The sequence below is a fragment of the Leifsonia sp. L25 genome, assembly GCF_050632895.1.
The window spans coordinates 2,557,445-2,574,569 of record NZ_JBODRZ010000003.1 but is presented as its reverse complement, the minus strand read 5'-3'; the positions used below and the strand labels follow the sequence as shown (position 1 = coordinate 2,574,569).

Annotated in this window: 14 protein-coding genes and 2 pseudogenes; 7 read left to right on the top strand and 9 right to left on the bottom strand. The window is 71.3% G+C overall.

Going from position 1 to position 17,125, the window contains the following annotated elements:
• Positions 1 to 181: 181 nt before the first annotated feature.
• Complete coding sequence (locus ACRAWC_RS16915) at positions 182 to 1,054, top strand: LysR substrate-binding domain-containing protein (RefSeq protein ID WP_431348769.1); 873 nt, start codon at positions 182 to 184, stop codon at positions 1,052 to 1,054.
• Between the two features lie 33 nt (positions 1,055 to 1,087).
• On the opposite strand, the gene ACRAWC_RS16910 is transcribed toward ACRAWC_RS16915, so the two are convergent.
• Positions 1,088 to 1,669: a TetR family transcriptional regulator gene (locus ACRAWC_RS16910; protein ID WP_431348768.1), complete on the bottom strand. Its 582-nt coding sequence runs from the start codon at positions 1,667 to 1,669 to the stop codon at positions 1,088 to 1,090.
• Between the two features lie 130 nt (positions 1,670 to 1,799).
• On the bottom strand, positions 1,800 to 2,279 hold the full coding sequence (locus ACRAWC_RS16905; RefSeq protein WP_431348767.1) for a hypothetical protein: 480 nt from the start codon (positions 2,277 to 2,279) through the stop codon (positions 1,800 to 1,802).
• 113 nt (positions 2,280 to 2,392) lie between these two features.
• On the opposite strand from ACRAWC_RS16905, the gene ACRAWC_RS16900 reads away from it, so the two are divergent.
• The gene (locus ACRAWC_RS16900; RefSeq protein WP_431348766.1) at positions 2,393 to 3,574 is read left to right on the top strand and encodes a toxic anion resistance protein; all 1,182 of its coding nucleotides are present in this window, start codon (positions 2,393 to 2,395) and stop codon (positions 3,572 to 3,574) included.
• Here ACRAWC_RS16900 and ACRAWC_RS16895 read toward each other — a convergent pair.
• The 4 genes from ACRAWC_RS16895 to fdhD all read right to left on the bottom strand — a co-directional run bounded on the left by ACRAWC_RS16895 (position 3,567) and on the right by fdhD (position 8,694).
• Positions 3,567 to 3,812, bottom strand: a complete 246-nt coding sequence (locus ACRAWC_RS16895) for a hypothetical protein (protein WP_431348765.1) — start codon at positions 3,810 to 3,812, stop codon at positions 3,567 to 3,569. The genes ACRAWC_RS16900 and ACRAWC_RS16895 overlap by 8 nt on opposite strands.
• Positions 3,813 to 3,857: 45 nt before the next feature.
• Positions 3,858 to 5,453 (bottom strand): alpha-amylase family glycosyl hydrolase, encoded by a 1,596-nt coding sequence (locus ACRAWC_RS16890; protein WP_431348764.1) that lies wholly within the window; start codon positions 5,451 to 5,453, stop codon positions 3,858 to 3,860.
• 89 nt (positions 5,454 to 5,542) lie between these two features.
• Positions 5,543 to 7,837 carry an FdhF/YdeP family oxidoreductase gene (locus ACRAWC_RS16885; RefSeq protein WP_431348763.1) on the bottom strand — a complete coding sequence of 765 codons (2,295 nt, stop codon included), beginning with the start codon at positions 7,835 to 7,837 and terminating at the stop codon, positions 5,543 to 5,545.
• Complete coding sequence (fdhD, locus tag ACRAWC_RS16880; protein ID WP_431348762.1) at positions 7,837 to 8,694, bottom strand: formate dehydrogenase accessory sulfurtransferase FdhD; 858 nt, start codon at positions 8,692 to 8,694, stop codon at positions 7,837 to 7,839. The genes ACRAWC_RS16885 and fdhD overlap by 1 nt, the downstream gene beginning before the upstream one ends.
• A 99-nt stretch (positions 8,695 to 8,793) precedes the next feature.
• Between fdhD and ACRAWC_RS16875 the strand changes: the two genes are divergently transcribed.
• Positions 8,794 to 9,969 (top strand): molybdopterin molybdotransferase MoeA, encoded by a 1,176-nt coding sequence (locus tag ACRAWC_RS16875; RefSeq protein ID WP_431348761.1) that lies wholly within the window; start codon positions 8,794 to 8,796, stop codon positions 9,967 to 9,969.
• A gap of 101 nt (positions 9,970 to 10,070) precedes the next feature.
• Here ACRAWC_RS16875 and ACRAWC_RS16870 read toward each other — a convergent pair whose 3' ends face one another.
• Positions 10,071 to 10,493, bottom strand: a complete 423-nt coding sequence (locus ACRAWC_RS16870; protein WP_431348760.1) for a group III truncated hemoglobin — start codon at positions 10,491 to 10,493, stop codon at positions 10,071 to 10,073.
• Positions 10,494 to 10,590: 97 nt separating this feature from the next.
• On the opposite strand from ACRAWC_RS16870, the pseudogene treS reads away from it, so the two are divergent.
• Positions 10,591 to 12,887 (top strand): annotated as a pseudogene (gene treS, locus ACRAWC_RS16865) (maltose alpha-D-glucosyltransferase).
• A 165-nt stretch (positions 12,888 to 13,052) separates the two neighbouring features.
• Entirely contained in the window at positions 13,053 to 13,265 is a 213-nt protein-coding gene (locus ACRAWC_RS16860) for a DUF1918 domain-containing protein (RefSeq protein ID WP_431348759.1), read from the top strand.
• Positions 13,266 to 13,271: 6 nt separating this feature from the next.
• Here the strand turns inward: ACRAWC_RS16860 and ACRAWC_RS16855 are convergent, their stop codons facing one another.
• Positions 13,272 to 13,961 carry a BON domain-containing protein gene (locus ACRAWC_RS16855; protein WP_431348758.1) on the bottom strand — a complete coding sequence of 230 codons (690 nt, stop codon included), beginning with the start codon at positions 13,959 to 13,961 and terminating at the stop codon, positions 13,272 to 13,274.
• Positions 13,962 to 14,172: 211 nt separating this feature from the next.
• Positions 14,173 to 15,102, bottom strand: a pseudogene (locus ACRAWC_RS16850) (alcohol dehydrogenase catalytic domain-containing protein); the annotation flags it as partial.
• 175 nt (positions 15,103 to 15,277) lie between these two features.
• Between ACRAWC_RS16850 and ACRAWC_RS16845 the strand changes: the two are divergent.
• Complete coding sequence (locus tag ACRAWC_RS16845; RefSeq protein ID WP_431348757.1) at positions 15,278 to 15,703, top strand: hypothetical protein; 426 nt, start codon at positions 15,278 to 15,280, stop codon at positions 15,701 to 15,703.
• Entirely contained in the window at positions 15,700 to 17,076 is a 1,377-nt protein-coding gene (locus ACRAWC_RS16840) for an MBL fold metallo-hydrolase RNA specificity domain-containing protein (protein WP_431348756.1), read from the top strand. The genes ACRAWC_RS16845 and ACRAWC_RS16840 overlap by 4 nt, the downstream gene beginning before the upstream one ends.
• Positions 17,077 to 17,125: the final 49 nt, after the last annotated feature.

The window sequence follows — 17,125 nt, the reverse complement described above, 5'->3', positions numbered from 1 at the left end:
ACTCGTGCGAGCCCGCGGTCACCTGAGAAATCGCAGAGAACCGCGGACTGTCTCGTGTGTGAACGTACAGAAAACTTGAACGGGGGTAGACCGCTCATTTGAGCACTGCCACGGCCGCGGGGCTCGTCCAGGCGCGGCGGCCTCCCGGCGCCGGCCGCGCGGGTGGGCCATGATGGTGTGCATGCGGATCGACGAGATCGCCCACTTCCGGGCGCTGGCGGCGGAGGGCCATCTGGCGCTGGCCGCCGAGACGCTCGGGGTCTCGCAGTCGACCCTCTCGCGATCCCTCGCCCGTCTGGAGGCGGAGGCCGGCGTCGAGTTGTTCGACCGGCGCCGCGGCCACCTGGAGCTCAACCAGTACGGCGAGATCCTGCTGGCCCACGCGTCCCGGGCCGAGGCGGAACTGGAGACGGCGCGCGCCCGCATCGACGCCCTCCGCGATCCGGCGGCCGGGATCGTGTCCCTCGCCTATGTGTCATCGTTCGGGAGCTGGCTGCTGCCCCGGGTGGTCAGCGAGTACCGCAGCCTGTTCCCCGACATCCGCTTCGCCCTGCGCGGCGGGACTGCGGACACGGTACTCGACGCGCTGCGCGAGGGCTCGGCCGATCTGGCGTTCCTCAGTCCCGATCCGCGCGACGCCGACATCGAGTGGGTGCCGCTGACCGCGGAGCGGCTGGTACTCGGCGTGCCGGTGGGCCATCCGCTCGCCGCCCGCACAGAGGCCGCGTTCGCGGACCTGACCTCGGCCGAGCTGGTCGCGTTGCGCCCGGGGTCGGGCTTGAGGACGATCGCGGACGCCTACTTCGCCGCGCACGGCGAGGTGCTGGCGCCGGTGATCGAGGTGACCGAGCTGTCGACACTTCGGGCGCTGGTGCGCGACGGCGTCGGCGTCGCGCTCATCCCGGACACGCCTGCGGAGCCGGGGATCGTGGCGGTGCCGCTCGCCGATGAGGCGGAGCGCGTCATCGGCCTCGCCCGCAACCGCACCCGCTCGCAGTCGGCGGCGGCGGAGCAGTTCGCGCGGTTCGTGCGCGAGGAGCTCACGGCGCTCTGAGCACCCTCCCGCGCGACGCGCTCGACACGCTGCTCAGGCGCCCTTCGCGGCGAGCGCGCCCAGCGCGCCCCACAGCCGCTCGATGTCGGCCGGGAGCTCGTCGAGGCGCCCGCGTTCCGCCGCGATCATGTAGGCGCCGAAGAAGCCCTGCACGGCCACCACGGCGACTTCGCGCGGCGTGAGCCCCTGCGGCAGCGCGTCCTCCTCCTGCTCCAGGTAGGCCGCCACGACGCCCACCCAGTGGTCGTAGGGGTCGGCGTCCGGATCCGGCGGGAGGATGGTCTGCGACAGCGCCATCGCCGCCCGCACCCGCACGTCGGACGCGAACACGGCGCCGACCCGCCTGGTCAGCTCGGCCGCGGCCTCCACACCGCGAAGGCCGCTCGCGTCCACGTCGGAGACGATCGCCGGCCAGTTGCCGTACTTCTCCACGACCAGCGCCTTCGCGAGGTCGAGCTTCGACCGGAAGTGGAAGTACACCGCGCCCTTGGTCAGCCCGGTGCGCTCGACGATCCGCTCGAGCCGGGCGCCCGCGTAGCCGTGCTGGTCGAACTCGTCCGCGGCGGCCTCGAGGATGCTGGCGCGGCTGCGCTCGGCGCGCTCCTGACGTGGCATGCGGGGGCCTCGATCCGTTCGATGCGTCGGTCCCCCCAGCGGCCAACTCTAACCCGTGCCGGCGGCGGGACCTGGCAGGGTGCTCGATTGCGCGGAGTGTCGGGGCCGCGCCACCCGGACGGAGCGGAGCTCAGCAGGAGTCGGCGAACAGCCGCCGCGGCCGCTCCGGGTCGGCGTCGTCGAACAGCACCGACGCCACCTCCCTGGGCGCGCCCAGCGGGTCCTTGCGTCCGGTGGCCACGAACGACCAGTCGGCGTCGCGCTCCGGGTCGTGCTCGATCCAGACCGAGAAGTTCCAGAACCCGCGCAGGTGCTCGCCCAGCAGGCCCGGGCCGTCGACGACGAGGACGCCGTCGGGCTCCGCGGCGCGGAACGGCGTGACGACCTCGCTGCGGAGCGCGTCGGGGGTGACGTGCGCCGTCGCGTGGGTGCGCTCGACCTCCTGGCCCGACGCGCGGAGGGCGTCGGCGAGCGCGTCCGCCGCTGCGGGGAGGTCGGCGCCCGCGACTCCGGTGACCGCGATGAACCGCGGACCCCGGGTGTAGTGCTGGAGGAACTCGGCCGCGAGCCCGTCGAAGAAGGACGCGCGGTCGGTGGTGGTGCTGCCCATGCCGCGAGTATCCCACCGGAACGCCGGAGGCTGCCAGCGGACGGGGCCGTACCGTTCACGCAGGTGCGCGGCCTACCCTGGAGGGGTTGCGGTCCTGGTGGGAGGAGAACGACATGGACGCGGATCCGGCAGACGAGCTTCATCCGCCCGAGGCTGTTCCGGAGCTCCCCGACGAGCGGGCGATGGGAATGATGAGCGTCTCGCCGCAGCGGCGGGCCGAGCTGGAGTCCCGCGCGCGCGAGTGGATCCGCGACCTGGCCGCCGCCGAGCCCGACAGTGAGGCCTTCCGCCGGAAGATCACGGGCTTCTCCCGCCTCGGCGACTCGGAGATGCGGGAGTCGAGCGAGGCCTCCCGGCAGCTCCTGAGCCGACCGGCCACCGCCCTGGCGGCAGCGCGCGGCAAGGCGGTGCGGACAGACCCCCAATACGGCGTCCTCCGCACCCTCCAGGCGCTGCGGGCGACGGTGAGCGACTTCGATCCGCAGCACACCAGTGGGCGCTACCGGATGCTGGCGCGGATGCCCGGCGGACGCCGCCTCCGCAAGTACGTCGAGCGGTTCGAGTCGGCGCAGAAGCAACTCGACCAGATCGTCGTCTCCCTCGACCACGGCGAGCAGTGGCTGCGCCGCGACAACGAGGAGATCGAGAACGAGCGCGCAGCGCTCTGGAAGACCACCGAACGGCTGAACGAGTACGTCACCCTGGCCGCCGCGCTCGACCGCGCGACAGTGGAGCGCGCCGAGGACCTGCGCCTCACCGACCCGCTGCGGGCGACGACGCTGGAGAAGGAGGCGCTCTTCCCGATCCGCCAGCGCCGCCAGGACCTCACCACCCAGATCGCGGTGTCCGTGCAGGCGTACCTCGCCCTCGACGTGATCAAGAAGAACAACGTCGAGCTGATCAAGGGCGTCGAGCGGGCCAAGACCACGACGGTCTCCGCGCTGCGCACGGCCGTCGTCGTCGCACAGGCCCTGGAGAACCAGCGCCTCGTCATCGACCAGCTCGGCGCGCTCCACCAGAGCACGAACGCCCTGATCGGCCGTACCGGCGAGGTGCTGCGCGACCAGACGGAACAGATCCAGAAGGAGCAGACGACTTCCGCCGTCGACGCGCAGGTGCTGCAGCGTGCCTTCGACGACGTGTTCGCCACGATGGACGGGATCGACGTCTACCGGGGGCAGGCGATCACGAGCATGTCCCAGACGGTGGACGCGCTGGAGCATCAGGTGGCACGGTCGCGGAGCTACCTGAAGCGGGCGCGGCCGGACCGGGATCAGGCGGGGCCGGTCAACTGAAGATGGCCCACTCCGTGCGGTCCAGCCGGGTGTTCGCACCCCGCACCCGGAGGTACCAGTAGCGTTCGTCGCGGTGCAGATAGTGGCCGAGGATCGTGGTGTAGTGCCAGTCCCCGTCGACCAGCGTCCAGTGGATCAGCGAGATGAACTGATCGTGCCGCAGGTACGGGACGGCCGCGAAGTCGTCCCGTGTGAAGGGCGACGAGTGGTGTGCGTCCTCCGTGTTCGCCGTGCTCATGCGGCAACGATGCCGTGCGGGGGACGGAGCCGATAGGGACCAAAGTCACGCGGTCCCCAGCCACGCGAACCCGTACGGGGCGAGCGTGCCCGTGTCCCAGCCATCGGCCAGGAGGGCGACGTGCCCCTCCCCGACATCGACGGTCGCCTCCCGGCCGGACAGGTTGTGCAGCGTCACGACGCCGTCGCGGCGCAAGGCCAGCACTGCGGGATCCCCGACGTCCACCGTCGTCCAGCCGGCGGCCGCGGCGTGCGTCTCGCGTCGCACCCGGGCGAGGTCGCGGGCGAGCGACAGCAGCGAGCGGGCGTCGTCCTCCTGTGCCCGGGCGTTGACCGTGCGGAAGCCGAAGGGGCCGTCCACCTGCGCGCCGAGCGTCAGCGGGGACTCGGCGGCCGTCGTGAAGCCGCCCCACGCCGTGCCGTCCCACTGCATCGTCGTTCGCGCGGCGCCGCGTCCCTCCACCGAGAGGTCGTCGCCCGGGCCCAGCTCCTGGCCGGCCTGCAGCAGCGGCACGCCGGGGAGGGCGTGCAGGAGGCTCAGCGACATCCGCACCCGCTCGGCGGGCTGCAGCATGGGCGCCCAGCCGCGCCGGATACCGCGACCGTAGATCAGGGCGCCGTCGCTGCCCGCGAACGCCGCGAACACCTCCTGGCGCTCGTCGTCGCTCAGCAGCGACAGGTCGAGCTCGTCGGCGTTGCGCATGAAGTTGAGCCGGGACTCGGCCGGGATGTTCTGGTCGAGCCGGCGGAGCGCGTCCACGATCGGCTGCGCCTGCCCGCGCGCGAGGGCGAGGAAGGTCGCGTTGTTGAGGCTGAAGTCGATGACCGCGTCGAAGCGGTCGTTCTCGATCAGCGCGGCCATCGCCTCCGGTGGCTCGGAGGCCTCCGCGACGAGCGCCACGTCGGACCGGATCTCACGCAGCCGCGCCCGCAGCCGATCGAAGAACACGGCGTCGTCCACATCGGTGTCCGGCCGGCCCTTGCCCTGGACGAGCAGCAGGGCGGCATCGATGCGGAAGCCGTCGACGCCGACACCGAGCCAGTGGTCGAGCAGCTTGACGAGCTCCTCGAAGACGTCGGGATCGGTGGCGTTGATGTCCGGCTGGAACGAGTAGAACTGGTGGTGGTAGTACCGCCCGGCGCGCTCGTCGAAGGTCCAGACGCTCTCCTCCTCGCCCGGGAACATCGGATGGTCTCCCGGCTCCGTGGAGTCGTCGTCGCTCCAGACGAAGAACTTCCCGTCGCGCCCGTCGGTGTCCTCCCGCGCGGTGAGAAACCACGGGTGCCTGTCGGAGGTGTGATGCGGCACAGCGTCGATCAGCACGCGCATTCCGAGGTCGTGCGCCCGGCCGAGGAAAGCGCGCAGGTCGTCCAGGTCGCCGAACCGCGGATCCACGGCGAGGTGGTCGTCCACGTCGTAGCCGTTGTCCCGACGCTCGCTCGGGTAGAACGGCAGCAGCCAGATCCAGGTGACGCCGAGGGACGCCACGTACTCGAGGCGGGCCGTCGCGCCGGGGAGGTCGCCGAACCCGTCGCCGTCGCTGTCGGCGAAGCGGGAGAGATCCAGGCCGTAGACGAGCGCGCCGGGGTCGGTGGCCCAGCCTGCGGGGTTGTCGGGGGTGTCTTCCTGCATGAACGACATGCCTCCACTCATACCCCTGTTTCCTCTGTCGAGGAGCACGTAAACGCCCCTACAAATCGCGTTCAGGGGCGTTTACATGCCCCTCGGCGTCAGGAGGCCACCGGGTCCAGGCGGACGATCACCGCCTTCGACACCGGGGTGTTGCTGCCGGTCGCCGCGCTCTGCAGTGGCACGAGGACGTTCGCCTCCGGGTAGTAAGCCGCCGCGCACCCGCGCGCGGTCGGGTACGACACCACCCGGTAGTTCGGGAGGACGCGGTCGACCTCGTCCGGCCACTCGCTGTGGATGTCGACCCGCTGGCCGTCCGTGAGGCCCAGCTCGACGAGGTCGTCGGGGTTGACGAAGATCACGTCGCGGCCGTTCTTGATGCCCCGGTAGCGGTCGTTGAGGCTGTAGATCGTCGTGTTGAACTGGTCGTGGGAGCGCAGCGTCTGGAGGATCAGCCGGCCCTCCGGGCGCTCCAGCGGCTCCAGCTCGTTCACCGTGATCATCGCTTTGCCGGTCGCGGTGTCGAAGCGGCGCTCGTCGCGCGGTCCGTTCGGGAGGACGAAACCGCCCTTGCGGCGGATGTCCGCGTTGAACGTCCCGAACCCGGGGACGACGCGGCTGATGTGGTCGCGGATGACGTCGTACTCGGCCTCGAAGCCCGCCCAGTCGATCCCGTGCGTGCCGCCCAGCGTCGCCTGCGCGAGCCGGCAGACGATCGCCACCTCCGACAGCAGCCCGGGCGCGACCGGCGGCACCTTGCCGTGCGTCGCGTGGACCGCGCAGACGCTGTCCTCCACCGACAGGAACTGCGGGCCGCCGGCCTGGAGGTCCACCTCGGTGCGGCCGAGCGTCGGCAGGATCAGCGCCTCCTCGCCGGTGACCACGTGCGAACGGTTCAGCTTGGTCGAGACCTGCACGGTCAGGCCTGCGCCGCGCATCGCCGCCTCGGCGGCGGCGGTGTCGGAGATCGCGGCGACGAAGTTGCCGCCCATCGCGAAGAACACGTCGATGTCGCCGCGCTGGAGACCTTCGAGCGTCTGCAGGGCGTCGAAGCCGTGTGCGCGCGGCGGGTCGAAGCCGAACTCGGCCTGCAGCGCATCGAGGAACGCCGACGGCATCTGCTCCCAGATACCCATCGTCCGGTCGCCCTGCACGTTGCTGTGCCCGCGGATCGGAGAGGCCCCGGCGCCCGGCTTGCCGATGTTTCCGCGCAGGAGCAGCAGCGTGATGAGCTCCTTGAGCGTCGCGACCGCGTTCTTCTGCTGCGTCAGCCCCATCGCCCAGGTGATGATGACCCGGTCGGAGCGGATGTAGAGGTCCGCGAGGAGGTCGATCTCCTCCCGGGTCAGCCCGGTGGCCTCCAGGACGGTGAAGTCGTCGAGGGTCGCGATGTGCGCCCGGAACTCCTCCAGCCCGAGAGTGTGCTTCGCGAGGAAGTCATGGTCGAGGACCGTGCCGGGGGCGGCGTCCTCGGCCTCCAGCACGCGCTGCGAGACGGCCTGAAGCAGCGCCATGTCGCCGCCCGAGCGGATCTGCAGGAAGTGGTCGGCGATCTGCGTGCCCTTGCCGATGATGCCGCGCGGCTTCTGCGGGTTCTTGTAGCGGATCAGCCCGGCCTCCGGCAGCGGGTTGACGGCCACGATGGTCGCGCCGTTGCGCTTGGCCTCCTCCAGCGCGGTCAGCATGCGCGGGTGGTTCGTACCCGGGTTCTGGCCCATCACGACGATCAGGTCGGCCTTGCCGAAGTCGTCGTAGGCGATGGTCGACTTGCCGATGCCGATGGTCTCGCCGAGCGCCGTGCCGGTCGACTCGTGGCACATGTTCGAGCAGTCCGGCAAGTTGTTGGTGCCGAACGCGCGGGCGAAGAGCTGGTAGACGAACGCGGTCTCGTTCGCGGTGCGGCCGCTGGTGTAGAACGCGGCCCGGTCGGGCGACGCGAGGCCGTTCAGGCGGTCGGCGATGAGGGCGAAGGCCGCGTCCCAGCCGATCGGCTCGTAATGGTCGGCGCCGGCGGGCTTGTGCACGGGCTCCACGAGCCGGCCCTGCATCCCGAGCCAGTACTCCGACTTGTCGAGCAGGCTGGTCAGCGAGTTCTCAGCCCAGAAGCTGGTCGGGACCGTGATCGGCGTCGCCTCCCAGGTGACCGCCTTGGCACCGTTCTCGCAGAACTCCAGGATGTTGCGGTCGCCCGGGTCGGGCCACGCGCAGCTCATGCAGTCGAAGCCGTTCTTCTGGTTGATGGCCGTCATCAGCTTCGCGGTGCGGGCCGGTCCCATGTCGCGGATGGCGGGCTCCATCGAGTGCAGGATGGCCGGCACGCCGACGGCCCACTTCTTGTTGGGGCCGACCTCCAGGTCGGGGTACTCGTTGCCGGGGTTGACGTCCGTGTCGTGCATCAGGCCATCGCTTTCTGCTGTGTCTCCGTCACCATGATCCGCTCGCCGCCCGAATAGACGACCATCGACGACCCGCGGAGGAACCCGATGACCGTGAGGCCGAGCTCCCGGCCGAGGTCGACCGCGAGCGACGACGGCGCCGAGACCGCCGCGAGGATCGGGATGCCGGCCATCGACGCCTTCTGCACGAGCTCGAAACTGGCCCGGCCCGACACCATCAGCACGGTCCCGCTCAGCGGGAGGCGGCCCTCCTTGAGCGCCCAGCCGACGACTTTGTCGACCGCGTTGTGCCGGCCCACGTCCTCGCGCAGCACGAGCAGCGCGCCGGTCGCGGCGTCGAACAGCGCCGCCGCGTGCAGGCCTCCGGTCTTCTCGAACATCGCCTGCCCCTCGCGCAGCCGGTCGGGCAGCGTGGTGAGCAGTTCGTCGGTGATCGCGACCGGGTCGGCGTCGACCGGATACGCGGAGCGGGTGCGCACGGCGTCGATGCTTGCCTTGCCGCACAGACCGCAGGAGCTGGTCATGTAGAAGTTGCGGTCGAGGCTCGCGTCCGGCCGCGGGACCCCGGGCGCCAGAGTGACGTCGAGGACGTTGTAGGTGTTCTCGCCGTCGACCGTGCCGCCCGCGCAGTAGCGGATGGCGCCGAGCTGGTCGCCGTGCGAGATCACGCCCTCCGAGACGAGGAAGCCGGCGGCGAGGTCGAAGTCGCTGCCGGGCGTGCGCATGGTGATCGAGAGCGGCGTTCCCGCCACCCGGATCTCAAGCGGCTCCTCGACGGCGAGCACATCCTCCCGGCGGCTGCGCGATTCGCCGACGACGATGCGCGTGATCTGTTTTCGCGATGTCGTGCGACTCATGCTCCAGGCTTATCACGGCGTAGCGTGAGACCGGAACGGAATGCCCGCAGTGGGTCATTCGAATACTGCGGGAAGAGGATCGCGAATGGGCATGACGCGGTGAGCGGGGCCGGCACCGTGACCGGGAACGGCGGACGGCCGACCTGGCACGAGGCGCGGGCCATCGCCGCGGCAGCGGGGACCGCGCTCCCGCCCGAGAGCGTCCCGCTGCACGCCGCGATCGGACGGCGGCTGGCGGCGGACCTCGTGACGCCGATCGACCTCCCGCACTTCGCCTCGGCGGCGATGGACGGCTGGCTGGTGGCCGGCGTCGGCCCCTGGACGCTGGTGGAGGGCTCCCCTTCTCGCGGCCAGGCGAGCCCGATCGTCACCGGGGCCCTCGTACCGGCGGACGCGTTCGCCGTGCTGCGCAGCGAAAGCGGGGAGGTCTCCGGTGGTGCGCTGCGCTCGACCGTCGCGGGCGAGCCGCGGCGGGGTCACCACATCCGGCGGCCGGGCACGGAGGCGCTCAGTGGGGAGCGGCTGATCGCCGCCGGCGCTCTCCTCAACCCGGCGCACGTGGCACTCGCCGCGGCCACCGGCGCCGACGAACTGCTCGTGGCGGCCCTCCCGTCGGTCGCGCTCGTGTTCACGGGCGACGAGGTGGTGACCTCCGGAGTGCCCGCTCCCGGCCGCGTGCGCGACAGCTTCGCCGTGCAGCTCCCGGCCCTGGTCGGGATGCTCGGCGGCCGGGTGACCGGCACGGCCCGCGTGCCCGACCGGCTGGAGGACACGGTCGCCGCGCTGCGCGACGCCGACGCGGCGCTGATCGTGACGACCGGGGGCACCGGTGCGTCGTCGGCCGACCACCTGCGGGACGCACTGCGCGCGCTGGGCGCGCGACTCCTGGTCGACGGGGTGGCGATGCGGCCGGGCGGCCCGACGCGGATCGCGGAACTGCCGGACGGCGGGCTCGTCGCCGCGCTCCCGGGCAATCCGCTCGCGGCGATGGTCTCGGCGATCACGCTCGTGGAGCCTCTGCTCGCCGGACTCGCTGGACGGGAACCCGAGCCGGTGCGGACGGTGCGCGGCGCCACGGTCGACGGGCGGCCCGGGTCGACGGTGCTCGTGCCCTACACGGAGGCCGACGGTCGCGCGGTCGTCGCGGCCTGGCGCGGGGCGGCCATGATGCGCGGGCTCGCGGGCGCGAGCGGCATCCTGGTGGTGCCGCCGGAGGGCGTCCGGGACGGTGAGGACGCGCAGGCCGTGCGCGTTCCGTGGGTCGGGGTCCGCTGAGGACGCCCCTCGGACAAGCACGCACACGGGTCGCAACACGCCGTTACCGCGTGCGCGTCACGGCGTGTTGCGACCCCTCTACGGAGACGGCGGTGGGGCGGTCAAGCGCCGGCGTCGGCGCGGGTCGCGATCGTCTCGAACCCGCTGCCGGAGGACCCCGCCAGCCGCCGCCCGATCGAGGCGGCGACGCGCTCGGCCTGGAGCTTCGCCAGCTCGGCCTTCTCCCCTGCGAACAGCTCGTCGACCGTCCCGTTCCAGAGCAGCAGCCAGCGCTCGAAGTGCTCCGGCAGCAGCGGCGACAACGCGTGGAGGTCGCTGTGCACCTGGAGGGCGTTGCGCCGGTAGACGCCCGCGCGGAAGAGCACGGTCTCCCAGAAGTCGCACATGATCGGCAGGTGCGCCTCCAGGTCCATCTTCGCGATGTCGGTGAAGATCGGGCCGATGAGCGGGTCGGCGTAGGCACGGCGGTAGAACTCGATCACCAGACGCTCGACGTCGGCGCGGGAGCTCAGGTCGTGCGGCACGCTCCCTACGATAATCAGTTCCTGCCGGACGGATCGTGTGAGCACGTCATCAATTCCCCAAGCTGGGATACGGTGGCAGTCGCCGGAAGGAGAGCAGATGGACGAGCCGATCGGAACCGCCCGAATCACGGACAGCACCGAGCCCGACACCACCGAACTCGAGGCCGGGGGTCTCGAAACCGAGGAGGCGGACTCCCCGGAGACCGGGATCACCTACGACGAACAGCTCTACCCGGCCCGGCCGCGCCGGTTGCGGCCCCGCGCCAACCTGCGCGGCGGCGCGATCCGCCGCACGGTCTCCGACCCGCGCGCCGCGAACGGACTGAACCCCGCCTACGTGCAGTGGCTGGTCCGCCAGTCGATGCTGAAGGACGCCGACGTGCTCAGCCGCCAGCTCTCCGGCTCGCCGAGCATGTGGCGCAACCCGTACGCGCGGCCCGACGCCCGCCGCGCGGTGTCGACCTCCGACGTCTGGTTCACGGCTTACCCGATCTCGCTCATCACCCGCAGCGACCAGAGCTTCCTCGCCGCCCTCGCGGACCCCGAGCTGTGGAGCGTGTTCGAGCAGATCGGCATCAATGGCGTGCACACCGGCCCGGTCAAGCGCGCCGGCGGCATCCGCGGCTGGCAGGAGACGCCGAGCGTCGACGGCCACTTCGACCGGATCGGCACCCAGATCGACCCGATCTTCGGCGACGAGGAGACCTTCCAGCGGATGACCGACGTCGCCGAGGAGCACGGCGGCGTCGTCATCGACGACATCGTGCCGGGCCACACCGGCAAGGGCGCCGACTTCCGCCTCGCCGAGATGGCGTACAAGGACTACCCCGGCATCTACCACATGGTCGAGATCCCGCCGGAGGAGTGGCACCTGCTGCCCGAGGTGCCGGAGCACCGCGACTCGGTCAACCTCGACCTGGCGACGGAGTCCGCCCTGGCCGAGCGCGGGTACATCATCGGGGAGCTTCAGCGCGTCATCTTCTACGCGCCCGGCGTCAAGGAGACCAACTGGAGCGTCACCGCGCCGGTCGTCGGCGTCGACGGCGTCACCCGCCGCTGGGTCTACCTGCACTACTTCAAGGAGGGGCAGCCGTCGGTCAACTGGCTGGACCCGACGTTCTCGGGCATGCGGCTGGTCATCGGCGACGCCCTCCACTCGCTGGGCGACCTCGGCACGAGCGCGCTGCGACTGGACGCCAACGGCTTCCTCGGCGTCGAGAAGAGCGCGGAGGGCCTCCCGGCCTGGTCGGAGGGCCACCCGCTCTCGCACGCGGCCAACCACGTCATCGCGGGCATGGTCCGCAAGGTCGGCGGCTTCACCTTCCAGGAGCTCAACCTGACGGTGGAGGACATCCGCGACACGGGCGCGGTCGGCGCGGACCTGTCCTACGACTTCATCAACCGCCCCGCGTACCACCACGCGCTCGCGACCGGCGACACCGAGTTCCTGCGGCTCACGCTCCGCACCTCGCTGGAGCTCGGGGTGGAACCGGCGAGCCTCGTGCACGGCCTCCAGAACCACGACGAGCTGACCTACGAGCTGGTGCACTGGGCGACCCTGCACAAGAACGACCTGTACCCGTTCCGGTACGAGGAGCTGCCCGGCGGCGAGCTGGCCGAGCTGATCCGGTCGGAGCTGGTGGAGAAGCTGACCGCCCCCACCGCCGACTACAACCTGGTCTTCACGACGAACGGGATCGCCTGCACCACGGCCTCCCTCATCGCCGCGACGCAGGGCCACGCGACGCTCGACTCCATCACGGAGGCGGATGTCCCGGCGATCCGCGACGCCCACCTGCTGCTCGCCGCGTTCAACGCCTGGCAGCCGGGCGTCTTCGCGCTGTCGGGCTGGGACCTGCTCGGCGCGCTCACCCTCCCCGCGAGCTGGTCGCCGACCTGATCGCCGACGGCGACACCCGCTGGATCGAGCGCGGCGCCCACGACCTGCTCGGCATCGCGCCGGACGAGGAGCGCTCGGCGTCCGGGATGCCGCGGGCCCGCTCGCTGTACGGCACGCTTCCGGACCAGCTCGCCCGTCCGGACTCCTTCGCCAGTGGGCTGCGCGACCTGCTGCGCATCCGCTCCCGCTACGGGATCGCGACCGCGCGACAGGTGGACGTGCCCGATGTCGCGCACCCCGGGATGCTGGTGCTGGTGCACGAACTCGAGACGCTGGACGAGCACGGCCTGCCGGTCGTGCAGCTGTCGGTGCTGAACATGAGCGCGGAGGCTGTGGACGGGACGGTGCGGTCGGACGCACTGCCCCTCGGCGCGACCGTCATCGACGCGGGGGATGACAGCGAGATCTCGACGGTCGACAACCTCAGCAGCTTCCCGCTGAGCATCGGGCCGTACGGGGTGCGGTTCCTGGTACTGCGACGACCGGAGGCGTAGGGCGATTCGTGCCGAATGTCGCGAAAGCTCGCGGCTGAGTGCACATTCGGCACGAATGTTCCGGGTGAGGGGACCAAAGGCCCGCACCCGGACTCCGCGCGCGGCGTAGCCTCAGCCATCGAGGCGCCCGGCCGACGGCGGGCTGCCGCGGAGGAGCTGAGTGGAATGCAGGCGCACGCAGGAGACTTCCTGGTCATCGCATCGAGCCGTCTCGAGGAGCCGGCGCGGGTCGGCTACATCGAGGAGGTCCACGGCGAGAACGGCGCACCGCCGTACGTCGTCAAGTGGGAGGAGGACGGCCGCACCACGATCGTCTTCCCCGGCTCGGACGCACACATCGAGCATCGCGGCCGCGACACGAACAGCGTGTCGTATTGAGGCCGGCTAGCTTCCGTCCCCGAGATGCACCACAAGACGGTTGTGGACGTGCGTCACATTCGGGGACGACCAGGCCGTCAGCTCCGCCTCATGCTTCTCGATCCACGAGCGCACGCTGCCGGTGAGGGTCAGCTCCGTCCCGTCGACCTTCACGACGATGTTGCGGGCGTCGAGGGCGGCATTGCGGATGATCGCCTCCCGTACCCGGTGCTCCACATCCTGCGCGTCCGGGCGGCCGGTGAGCTGGATGCGGTTGTCCAGGGCGCGGACGCCGTCGATCCTCCGCACCGCCTTCGCTGCTGCCGTGCGCTGATAGTTCCACTCCACCAGACCGCTGAGGATCACGGTGCGACCCTGCACTTCGAGATGGATCCGGTCCTCCGGGATCCCGGAGGACCAGCGCAGGACGTCGTTCACGGCCTTGGCGAGCTCGAGCCCTTCCGGCTCGCCGAGGATGCGGCGCAGGTGCAGCTCGTCGTTCACGGCGCTGACGCCGACCACCCGCTGGGCGGCCGTGACGGCTGCGGCGCGCTGGCTGAGCGACCCCACCTCGCCGGTGAGCGTCACGATGCCGCCGTCGACGGCGACCCCGATGTGCGCCGGATCGTCGAGGCCGGGCTGCCAGCCCAGCTCGGACTGAACGTCGTGCCGGATCTTGAGATCCTCTGCGGAATGGGTGACGGTCTTCGAGTTCATACCCACAGACTGGAGCCGATCCGCCGCGGTCACGAGGGGCGAAAGTCCCGCCGCTCGGGCTCGGCCGCCGGTCACTCGACGTCGTGGGAACCCGCCGCGTTCTGCTCCCCGCCTCGACGGGCAGGTCCGAGTCGTAGACGAAGACCACCCGGGCCGGAACCTCGCCGGCCAGTACGCTCGCGACCGCCCGGTTGACGTCGCGGATGTCGTACCGCGACGCGATGACGCGTGTGCGACCGACGGCATGGAGGGCGAACACCTCGGCGAGATCCTGCCGGGTGCCGACGATGGATCCGATGATCGAGATCCCCTTGAGCACGGTGTCGAACACCGGGACGGTGAGCGTCCCGCCCGCGGGGAGCGAGACCAGCACGAGGCGGCCGCCGCGGTTCAGCGAACGGTAGGCCTGATCGAAGACGCCGGGGGCCACCGCGAGCACGATGGCCACGTCGGCCCCGCCCAGATGGTGGAGGACGGTGGCAGGGTCGACATCCCGCGCGTCGATCGCGTGGTCGGCCCCGAGCTCGACCGCGAGTTCGAGCTTGTCGGTGTCCACATCGACGGCGACGACTTGCGCGCCGACCAGCCGGGCGTACTGCACCGCGAGGTGGCCAAGGCCGCCGATGCCGAAGACGGCGACACGCTCGCCCGGCACGACGTGGGCCGCTTTGACCGCCGCGTAGGTCGTCACGCCGGCGCAGGACAGCGGCGCTGCGTCGATCGGAGAGACATCGTCGGGGACCGGCACCGCGAACCGGGCGTCGGCGAGCGCGAACTCGGCGTAGCCTCCGTCGACGGAGTAGCCGGTGTTGTACTGCTGCTCGCACAGGTTCTCCCGGCCGTCGACGCAATAGCGGCACTCGCCGCAGGCGTGGCCGAGCCACGGCAGCGCGACGCGTTGTCCCAGCGTGCGCGAGGTCACCCCGTCGCCGAGACGCTCCACGATCCCCACGCCTTCGTGACCGGGAACGAACGGGAGGGTCGGTTTGACCGGCCAATCGCCGTCGATGGCGTGGATGTCGGTGTGACACAGCCCGCACGCCTCGAGCCGCACGAGCACCTGCCCGGGTCCCGGCGAGGGGATCGGTCGCTCCTCGATGGTGAGGGGCTGATTGAACTGGCTGACGACAGCTGCGCGCATGAGCGGTTCCTTCCCGTGTGGGGTCAGTCTTGCCGGGTCGCCGGGGGCGCGCTGGGCCGAAGGTCCCTCCAGGCCGAAGGTCCCTCCGGGCCTCGTTGTGCGCTCGCGCGGGCCTTTCGGCCCTGCTCCCGGTCACTCCGCTCCGCGACACTCGGACCGAGCGTCTGGAGGAGCAATGAAGCACTGGATCCGCATCGTCCTGACCGCGCTGACCGCACTCGTCGGGCTCACCGCCGTCGCCGGCGGCGCCGCGCTGGTCATCGGGACCGTGACCCCGTCGACACTGGGCGGGATCGTCCCAGGGAACTCCTTCCTCGGCGGGAGCCCGTTCACGTCCTATCTCGCGCCCGGCCTGCTGCTGGCCGTCCTCGTGGGCGGGACGCACCTCACGGCCGCCGTGCTGGTCGGGCGCGGCTCGCGGTCCGGTCCGCTCGTCGCGGCCGTCGCCGGCTTCGGGATCCTGATCTGGATCTTCGTGCAGATGATGTTCATCCCGTTCAGCGTGCTCCAGGCGGTCTACTTCGCGGCCGGGCTGGCCGAGGTCGGGCTGGTCCTGCTCGGTCTGGGTCTCCTCCGCCGCGACCAGGTCGTGACACCGTGACCGCGACCCTCCGGTTCCTCGGAGCGACGGACACCGTCACCGGCTCGCGGTACCTGGTCGAATCGCAGGGCCACCGCGTCCTCGTCGACTGCGGGCTGTTCCAGGGCTACAAGGTCCTGCGCGAACGCAACTGGCAGCCGTTCCCCGTCGACCCGGCGAGCATCGACGCCGTCGTGGTGACACACGCCCACCTCGACCACACCGGCTACCTGCCCGCGCTCGTTCGCGACGGCTTCCGCGGGCGCATCCACGCCACGCACGGCACTGCCGAGCTGAGCCGCCTGATCCTGGCCGACAGCGGACGCCTGCTCGAGGAGCAGGCGCAGTTCGCCGCGCGGCACCACAGCTCCAAGCACGCGGTACCGCGCCCGCTCTACACCGAGCAGGACGCCCTCGCCGCACTGGAGCGGTTCGAGCCGCACCCCTTCGACGCCGAACTGGACATCGCCGGCCTCACCGCACGGTTCGTCCCGGCCGGCCATATCCTGGGCGCCGCGCAGGTGCGTCTGGAGGCCGAGGGCTCCCGGCTGCACTTCACCGGCGACCTGGGGCGCTCCGACGACTCGCTGATGAGACCACCCCGTGCCTTGGAGGCGACCGACGTCCTCGTCTGCGAGTCGACCTACGGCGACCGCGAGCACCCGGGAACGGACCCGGCGTGGCCTCTCGGCGAGATCGTGCGCGAAGTCTGCAGCAGGGGCGGTGTGGTGATCCTGCCCGCCTTCGCCGTCGGCCGGGCCGAGACCCTGCTGCTGCAGCTCAGCCGGCTGCGGGCGCGGCACTCCATCCCGGACATCCCGGTCTTCCTCAACAGCCCGATGGCCGTCGACGCCGCCGAGATCTACGCCCGCTATCCGGAGGAGCACCGCATCCGCCCCTCCGAATTCGAGGCGATGTACCGGCTCGCCACTCTCGTGCGGACGGTGGACGATTCGAAGCTGCTCAACCTGCGCGGCGGTCCGGCGATCATCATCTCGGCGAGCGGCATGCTCGAAGGCGGCCGCGTGCTGCACCACCTCGCCGCGTACGGCTCCGACCCGCACAACGCCATCGTGCTGACCGGGTTCCAGGCGGGCGGGACCCGCGGTGACGCGCTGCGCCGCGGGGAGCGCAGCCTGCGGATCTACGGGCGCGACATCCCGATCCGAGCGCAGGTGCACGTCCTCGACATGCTCTCCGCGCACGCGGATGCGGGGCAGATCGTGGACTGGTTGCGCACCGCGCCGACTCCGCCGCAGGCGGTCTACCTGACCCACGGGGAGCCGCACGCGGCCGACGCGCTGCGCGTGCGGGTACGGCGATCGCTCGGCTGGGAGGCGCGCGTGCCGGAGTTCGGGGAGAGCGTCAGCCTGCCCGTGGCGAGCGGGTCGTGAAGCGCGCCGCCCGCCGCGCCACCCGGTGCGGGTACGCCCGGCGGCGCAC

Bases quoted from the DNA above. Each gene is read 5' to 3' on its own strand.
- ACRAWC_RS16860 (WP_431348759.1), top strand. From the start codon at position 13,053: ATGCAGGCGCACGCAGGAGACTTCCTGGTCATCGCATCGAGCCGTCTC.
- ACRAWC_RS16885 (WP_431348763.1), bottom strand. From the start codon at position 7,837: ATGCACGACACGGACGTCAACCCCGGCAACGAGTACCCCGACCTGGAG.
- ACRAWC_RS16890 (WP_431348764.1), bottom strand. From the start codon at position 5,453: ATGTCGTTCATGCAGGAAGACACCCCCGACAACCCCGCAGGCTGGGCC.
- fdhD (WP_431348762.1), bottom strand. From the start codon at position 8,694: ATGAGTCGCACGACATCGCGAAAACAGATCACGCGCATCGTCGTCGGC.
- ACRAWC_RS16905 (WP_431348767.1), bottom strand. From the start codon at position 2,279: ATGGGCAGCACCACCACCGACCGCGCGTCCTTCTTCGACGGGCTCGCG.
- ACRAWC_RS16900 (WP_431348766.1), top strand. From the start codon at position 2,393: ATGGACGCGGATCCGGCAGACGAGCTTCATCCGCCCGAGGCTGTTCCG.
- ACRAWC_RS16855 (WP_431348758.1), bottom strand. From the start codon at position 13,961: ATGAACTCGAAGACCGTCACCCATTCCGCAGAGGATCTCAAGATCCGG.
- ACRAWC_RS16895 (WP_431348765.1), bottom strand. From the start codon at position 3,812: ATGAGCACGGCGAACACGGAGGACGCACACCACTCGTCGCCCTTCACA.
- ACRAWC_RS16910 (WP_431348768.1), bottom strand. From the start codon at position 1,669: ATGCCACGTCAGGAGCGCGCCGAGCGCAGCCGCGCCAGCATCCTCGAG.
- ACRAWC_RS16915 (WP_431348769.1), top strand. From the start codon at position 182: ATGCGGATCGACGAGATCGCCCACTTCCGGGCGCTGGCGGCGGAGGGC.
- ACRAWC_RS16845 (WP_431348757.1), top strand. From the start codon at position 15,278: ATGAAGCACTGGATCCGCATCGTCCTGACCGCGCTGACCGCACTCGTC.